This window comes from Citrobacter sp. wls757 (assembly GCF_005280935.1).
Taxonomy (GTDB): domain Bacteria; phylum Pseudomonadota; class Gammaproteobacteria; order Enterobacterales; family Enterobacteriaceae; genus Citrobacter; species Citrobacter portucalensis.
This window is the reverse complement of the sequence record NZ_SZWU01000072.1, coordinates 82,935-90,227: the sequence shown is the minus strand read 5'-3', so window position 1 is coordinate 90,227 and position 7,293 is coordinate 82,935. Positions and strand designations below refer to the sequence as shown.

5 protein-coding genes are annotated in these 7,293 nt (G+C 49.2%); 2 read left to right on the top strand and 3 right to left on the bottom strand.

What is annotated here, in order from left to right:
- Nucleotides 1–48 precede the first annotated feature (48 nt).
- Nucleotides 49–1,626, top strand: coding sequence for a glutamine-hydrolyzing GMP synthase (guaA, locus tag FDW94_RS20090; RefSeq protein ID WP_008785448.1), 1,578 nt, complete (start codon nucleotides 49–51; stop codon nucleotides 1,624–1,626).
- 134 nt (nucleotides 1,627–1,760) lie between these two features.
- On the opposite strand, the gene mscS is transcribed toward guaA, so the two are convergent.
- Both mscS and FDW94_RS20080 read right to left on the bottom strand, forming a co-directional pair.
- Nucleotides 1,761–2,639, bottom strand: a complete 879-nt coding sequence (gene mscS, locus FDW94_RS20085; protein ID WP_048234740.1) for a small-conductance mechanosensitive channel MscS — start codon at nucleotides 2,637–2,639, stop codon at nucleotides 1,761–1,763.
- A 364-nt stretch (nucleotides 2,640–3,003) separates the two neighbouring features.
- Nucleotides 3,004–3,207 carry a YfgG family protein gene (locus FDW94_RS20080; protein WP_008785446.1) on the bottom strand — a complete coding sequence of 68 codons (204 nt, stop codon included), beginning with the start codon at nucleotides 3,205–3,207 and terminating at the stop codon, nucleotides 3,004–3,006.
- A gap of 350 nt (nucleotides 3,208–3,557) precedes the next feature.
- Between FDW94_RS20080 and FDW94_RS20075 the strand changes: the two genes are divergently transcribed.
- A complete protein-coding gene (locus FDW94_RS20075) occupies nucleotides 3,558–5,828 on the top strand; it encodes a sensor domain-containing phosphodiesterase (protein WP_125363141.1) in 2,271 nt (756 codons plus the stop codon).
- Here FDW94_RS20075 and FDW94_RS20070 read toward each other — a convergent pair.
- Nucleotides 5,808–7,293: exopolyphosphatase (locus tag FDW94_RS20070; RefSeq protein ID WP_249358653.1), on the bottom strand; the 1,486-nt coding region annotated here is incomplete at its 5' end. The genes FDW94_RS20075 and FDW94_RS20070 overlap by 21 nt on opposite strands.

Here is a 7,293-nt window from a genome sequence, read left to right as displayed (position 1 = left end):
GGCTATATGCCGGGCGAATTTGTTTCACTTGCCTCGGAATTAGCGTCAATGACAGACAATATTCATAAACATCGCATTCTCATCCTCGATTTCGGCTCGCAGTACACTCAGCTGGTTGCACGTCGCGTACGTGAACTGGGCGTATACTGTGAACTGTGGGCATGGGATGTTACGGAAGCACAAATTCGCGAATTCAACCCAAGCGGTATCATTCTTTCCGGTGGTCCGGAAAGTACCACCGAAGAAAACAGCCCGCGTGCGCCGGAATACGTTTTCAATGCGGGCGTGCCGGTGTTCGGCGTGTGCTACGGCATGCAGACCATGGCAATGCAGCTCGGTGGTCATGTTGAAGGTTCTAACGAACGTGAATTCGGCTATGCGCAGGTTGAAGTTCAAACCGACAGCGCGCTTGTCCGTGGTATTGAAGACTCCCTGACCGCAGACGGCAAACCGCTGCTGGACGTGTGGATGAGCCACGGCGACAAAGTGACCGCCATTCCGGAAGGTTTCGTGACCGTTGCCAGCACCGACAGCTGCCCGTTCGCTATCATGGCGCACGAAGAAAAACGCTTCTACGGCGTGCAGTTCCACCCGGAAGTTACCCACACCCGTCAGGGCATGCGCATGCTGGAGCGTTTTGTGCGCGACATCTGCCAGTGTGAAGCGCTGTGGACGCCGGCAAAAATTATCGATGACGCCGTTGCCCGCATTCGTGAGCAGGTTGGCAATGATAAAGTTATCCTCGGTCTGTCCGGCGGCGTTGACTCCTCCGTGACCGCGATGCTGCTGCACCGTGCAATCGGCAAAAACCTGACCTGCGTGTTCGTCGACAACGGTCTGCTGCGTCTCAACGAAGCTCAGCAGGTGATGGATATGTTCGGCGACCACTTTGGCCTGAACATCGTTCACGTGGAAGGCGAAAAGCGTTTTCTGGACGCGCTGAAAGGCGAGAACGACCCAGAAGCTAAACGTAAAATCATTGGCCGCGTATTCGTGGAAGTATTCGATGAAGAAGCGCTGAAGCTGGAAGACGTTAAGTGGCTGGCGCAGGGCACCATCTACCCGGACGTGATCGAATCCGCGGCATCTGCCACCGGCAAAGCGCACGTTATCAAATCTCACCACAACGTGGGCGGTTTGCCGAAAGAGATGAAGATGGGTCTGGTTGAACCGCTGCGTGAGCTGTTCAAAGACGAAGTGCGTAAGATTGGTCTGGAGCTGGGCCTGCCGTACGACATGCTGTACCGTCACCCGTTCCCGGGACCGGGTCTGGGCGTGCGTGTGCTTGGCGAAGTGAAGAAAGAGTACTGCGACCTGCTGCGTCGCGCGGATGCTATCTTCATTGAAGAGCTGCACAAAGCTGACCTGTACAACAAGGTAAGCCAGGCGTTCACCGTGTTCCTGCCGGTTCGTTCCGTTGGTGTGATGGGCGATGGCCGCAAGTACGACTGGGTTGTTTCCCTGCGTGCGGTCGAAACCATCGACTTTATGACCGCGCACTGGGCACACCTGCCGTATGACTTCTTAGGCCGCGTCTCTAACCGCATTATCAACGAAGTGAACGGTATTTCCCGCGTGGTGTACGACATCAGCGGTAAGCCGCCAGCTACCATTGAGTGGGAATGATATCCCTTTCCGTTAGCGGTTTTTTGAACCGGTAATATGCAAAAAACCCTCTGTTTATAGAGGGTTTTTTATTGCACGCATTTCAGAAAATACTTCAGCAAATACTTCAGGCGCATGTTCTGTAGGAAAGTACGCTAATCGACCAGTTGCAGCTGGGGCTGCTGCTGAGGTGTGACATTCTGAATACGCACATCCATCTGTGGATAGGGTAGGTCTATGTGGTTGGCGTCCAGCGCCTCTTTAATGTTTTCCAGCAGATCGTAATAGGTATTCCAGTATTCGATATTGGGCACCCATACGCGCACGTAAAAATTCAACGCTGAAGCGCCCAGTTCGCCCAGACGAACGGTTACCCCACGTTGCTTATCGATGCGGCTGTCCTGCTCGATAATGTGATTAATAACTTGCTTAACCTCTGCAATCCGACTCTGATAACCCACACCAATCACCAGATCGATACGACGAAAAGGGTGACGGGAATAGTTAATGATGTTGTCAGCGATGATCTTACCGTTTGGAATCACCACTTCTTTGCTGTCTGCGGTTAGCAGGGTGGTGGAGAAAATGTGCACCTTTTCTACTGTTCCGGTGACTGCACCAATCTGCACTACTTCTCCGGCGCGAAAAGGCCGCAGGGAAACCAACAGCACGCCAGCGGCAAAGTTGGAAAGCGAGCTTTGTAACGCGAGGCCAATGGCTAGTCCGGCGGCACCGATGACGGCAATAATGGAGGATGTTTCAATACCGATGCGACCTAATGCGGCGACGACGGAAAAGGCGAGGGTAATGTAACGTACCAGCGCGGTGAAGAACTGAATGATCGTTCTGTCGACTTTACGTTTAAGCAGTAACTTTTCCAGCCCACGAGAGAGCAGACGAGCGATAAATTTACCGATAAACAATAAGATCACGGCGGCAACGATATTCCAGCCGAATTGAATGACAGCATCGCTGTGCCCGGCGATCCACTCAAGGCCGCTTCTTATTTTCGGGAATAATAAAAAACCACTCATGGTATTACCCTGTAGTATTTAAAAATGATAACAATTCAAATAACTATTTAATTTTCATGCGAAATATAAATGCTTGCGTCAGTGATATTTGCTGGTGATATTAATTAGCGTTTATTTGAGCACTGTTTGTCTTTTTATGTCCGCTAAACCGGAACTTAAAAATCAGCGCGAATGGTGCGGTGAAGTGGGATGAAAAGATTGTGCATTTGTGCGAAAAATACGGCCGATTATCTGATAATTAAGCGGGAGAGGGGGGATATGTGTAAAGTTTCGTCACTCAAATCCCTTACCGGATGGTTAAATGTCAGGCGATTAGCCATCCGGTAAGGAATCTTAATGCTGGGGGTATCACAGGCGCGAGCGATCAATGTTCGTCGGTTTGTGCAGGAGCTGTCTGTTGCGGCTGAGTGGTCTGCTGAGATTCTTTTTTGTCCTGGTGGTGATGCCACGCACCAATGGCGGAGTAGACGAAGCGTCCGAAGAAGAAGAGAAAGCTGATAAGCAGTACGATCCGGATCATGCGACTGTTAAATCGGTGTCGTTTGCGTAGGCTGGTAACCTGGCTCACAAAAGGTTCCTTGTAGTGTACCCAACTGAGGGCGATACTCACATTAAGGCACACTGAGAGGGAATGGTCAATTCTTCCTTATGTAAAATTGCTTCAGTTGTTTTATCTTCTTATGTTATGGAAATTAATATTATTATTTGCATGAATAATGTATTAACGATAAAAAATAATGAAAAGAGTAATAATTGATGAATGAGGGGGATGTTTTTTGATATGTATCAAGCATCACACTTTGCTGACAACTAAAATCGATGAATCATTGTGATGTATTTTACTTTATCGTTTTAAGGTCAGGTGGGATGCCTGTCTGAATACCCCCTACAGGATGTGTGGGATTCTACTGAGCATCTATGAAACTCAATAAAAATTATATTGGTATTAGAGATAGATGGTGGGCATTACCTCTCATCTTACCTTCTTTGTTGTTGCCTATATTGAGCACTGCCACCACCTATGCCCATATTAGTACGGGGACCGTAATTCTTTTCTACCTGCCGTTAGCGCTGATGATTAGCCTGATGCTTTTTTTTGGCTGGGCGGCATTGCCAGGTATTATCATTTCCATTATCTGGTACAAATATCCGCAGGTCGGGTTATTTGAAACACTTTCAATAATTTCGCACTTTATAGTTACAATCGTGCTTAGCTGGGGAGGATATAAAGTATTTTCTCCCCGACGAAACAACGTTTCCCACGGGGATTCTCACCTGATGTTTCAGCGTATGTTCTGGCAGGTCTTCTGCCCGGCAACGCTGTTTCTGATACTCTTCCAGTTTGCTGCATTTGTGGGTGTTTATGAAAGCAAATCCGGCATGGTGGGCGTTATGCCCTTCAATACAGGCACATTGATCAACTATCAGTCCATACTCGCGGGGAATCTTGTAGGTGTGCCGCTGTGTTATTTCATCATTCGAACAATTCGCAACCCCTTGCATCTGAGAGGCTATTTTTCTCAGTTAAAGCAGCAGTTTGATACCAAAGTGACTAAAACAGAGTTTGCGGTCTGGTTGATTATATTGACTGTGCTAATGGCAATGTTGTGTATGCCGCTCAATGAACAAAGCTCAATATTTAGCACGAATTATACCTTGTCACTGTTACTTCCCGTCATGCTGTGGGGGGCAATGCGTTACGGTTATAGATTTATTTCGGTGATATGGGCGGTCGTACTTATTACCGCAATTCATTATTATCAGCGCTATATGCCATGGTATTCGGGTTACGATACGCAGCTTGCCATTACCTCATCAAGTTATCTGGTTTTTTCCTTCATCGTGAATTTCATTGCTGTCCTGGCAACGCGTCAACGTTTTGTTACCCGGCGCAACCATCGCCTGGCCTTCTTTGACCCTATGGTGCATATTCCGAATTTGCGCGCTTTGAACCGGGATTTGAAAAACGCGCCATGGTCAGTGCTTTGCTTTTTGGGTGTTCCGGGCATGGAGCTGCTGGTGAAAAATTACGGCATTATGCTGCGTATCCAGTACAAGCAAAAACTGGCTCAGTGGATAACACCGTTGCTTGAACAGGATGAGCATGTCTATCAATTGTCAGGTAATGATTTAATCCTGCGTTTTAACACTGAGCTACACCAGGAACGCATTGAAGCACTGGACAGGCATATCAAGCAGTTTCGTTTTGTCTGGGACGGAATGCCTTTGCAACCGCAGGTTGGGATCAGCTTTTGCTATGTCCGTTCTCCTGTTAACCATATCTATTTGTTGCTGGGAGAGTTAAGTACCATTGCCGAATTATCGCTGGCAACCAATTCACCAGAGAATTTGCAGCGGCGTGGTGTGATGCACCTGCAACGCGACCTGAAAGATAAAGTTGCGATGATGAACCGTATTCAGCAGGCGCTGGAGAACAATCGCTTTTTCCTGAAGGCGCAGCCGATTTTTGGCGTGCGTGGCGACGTTTATCACGAAATCCTGCTGCGGCTTGAGGGGGATGACGGTGAAACTATCGCCCCTGATAGCTTCTTGCCGGTAGCCCATGAGTTTGGTTTGTCATCCCGTATCGATCTGTGGGTGATTGAAAATACGTTGAAATTTATGGCGCAGAATCGGGAAAAAATGCCCGCCCACCGGTTTGCTATCAACTTATCACCCACCTCAGTATGTCGCGCGCGACTTCCTAATGACATCAATCAGTTACTGAATAAGTACAAGGTTGAAGCATGGCAACTTATCTTTGAAGTGACGGAAAGCAATGCCTTGACCAATGCGGAACAGGCACAGGCAACGTTGCTGCAGCTGCAATCACTGGGCTGTCAGATTGCGATTGATGATTTTGGTACTGGGTATGCCAGCTATGCGCGGCTGAAAAATGTGAATGCCGATATCCTGAAAATTGACGGTAGCTTTATTCGCAATATTGTTTCGAACAGCCTCGACTACCAAATCGTGGCCTCTATTTGCCATCTGGCGCGGATGAAAAGAATGCTGGTGGTTGCGGAGTACGTCGAAAGCGAAGAAATACGCAGTGCGGTGATTTCGCTGGGGATTGATTACATGCAGGGGTATCTGATTGGTGAGCCACTGCCGTTGAATGAAACGCTGGAAAAGCAGGTGCCAGATGAACTGACACCTGCTGAGATCTTATGCGGCGATATCGGGTGAGCTCTCTTCTTCAATTTTGAGACGCCAGCCGGTTACGGCTTCCCAGTATTGCTGCTCTTTTTCCAGATCGAGCAGCACCAGCGCATTCTGGCTAAACCAGTCATGCGGGAAGCGTAAAGTCCAATGGTTGTCGTCGGTAATCAGGGTCAGCGTCGGTGGCGTGGTGGTTGCCTGACGCTGGTTATTCAGCAGCACGCCCAGGCGTAACAGCTGAATTAACGGTAGAAACTGTTTCTTCTTAAACAGCGTAAAGCGGGGCAAGTCGTCGAGCTTAATCGCTTTGCGATGATAACGAACTAATGTTGCCATCATCAGCTGTTGTTCCTGATTGAAACCAGGAAGATCGCTGTTTTGTAAGATATACGCAGAGTGGCGATGCAGACCGCTGTGGTTGATGTTCAGCCCAACCTCATGCAGCATTGCTGCCCAACGCAGTAACGCTTCCAGTTGGGGATTGGCCAGCTTTGGCTGCTGCGTATGCCACTGGTCGTACATTTGCATCGTCGTTTCTAGTACGCGCCGGGCCTGTTCGCTGTCAATGTTGTACTGGTTCGCCAGGCTGCTGGCGGTACGGCTACGAACGTCCTGGTGGCGAAAACGGCCTTCCATCTCGTACAGCACGCCTTCACGTAACGCACCATCAGAAAGGCGAAGTTCGCGAATAGCTAACGCGTCAAAAACGCCGCACAGAATCGCGAGTCCGGGTACAAACACTGCTTTTCTTTCTTCTGACAACCCAGGCAAGCTGAGCGCATCAAATGACGCGTGCTTCAACACTTCAGATGTCAGCTTGTCCAGACGTTCGGGGGTGATAAAACCGTCTTTTTCACCCATCTCCAGCAGCACTTCATGGGCTGCTTTAATGGTGCCCGATGCGCCCAGCGCAACGTTCCAGCCCTGAATGCGAAACTGCCAGGTTAAGGTTTCGAGCTTTTGCGCAGCCGCCATGCGGGCACGCTGGAAGTTTTCGCGGTTAATTACACCGCGCGGGAAATACATCTGGGCAAAGCTGACGCAACCCATACGGCGGCTTTCGACCAGTTTAGGCTCGAAATCTTCTCCAATCACCAGTTCTGTTGAGCCGCCGCCGATATCGATAACCAGCTTGCGACCTTTTTCCGGCTGCGTATGTTCAACGCCCATAAAGATCAATCGGGCTTCTTCGTTGCCGGAAATAATCTCAATTGGATAGGGGATGACTTTTTCCGCTCGCTTGAGAAAATCAGTCGCATTCAGTGCCTGACGCAAAGTATGGGTTCCCACGATACATACGCTTGATGGAGGAAACCCCTGCAAACGTTCGGCGAACAGTGATAAACAGCTTAGCCCGCGCTCCATGGCCTCTTCGCTCAGCTTGTTATCTTCGCCGAGGCCATCCGCCAGATGTACGCGTTGTTTCAGTCGCCCAATAATTTGCATTGCGCCATCAACCACGCGGGCAATGACCATATGGAAACTGTTTGAA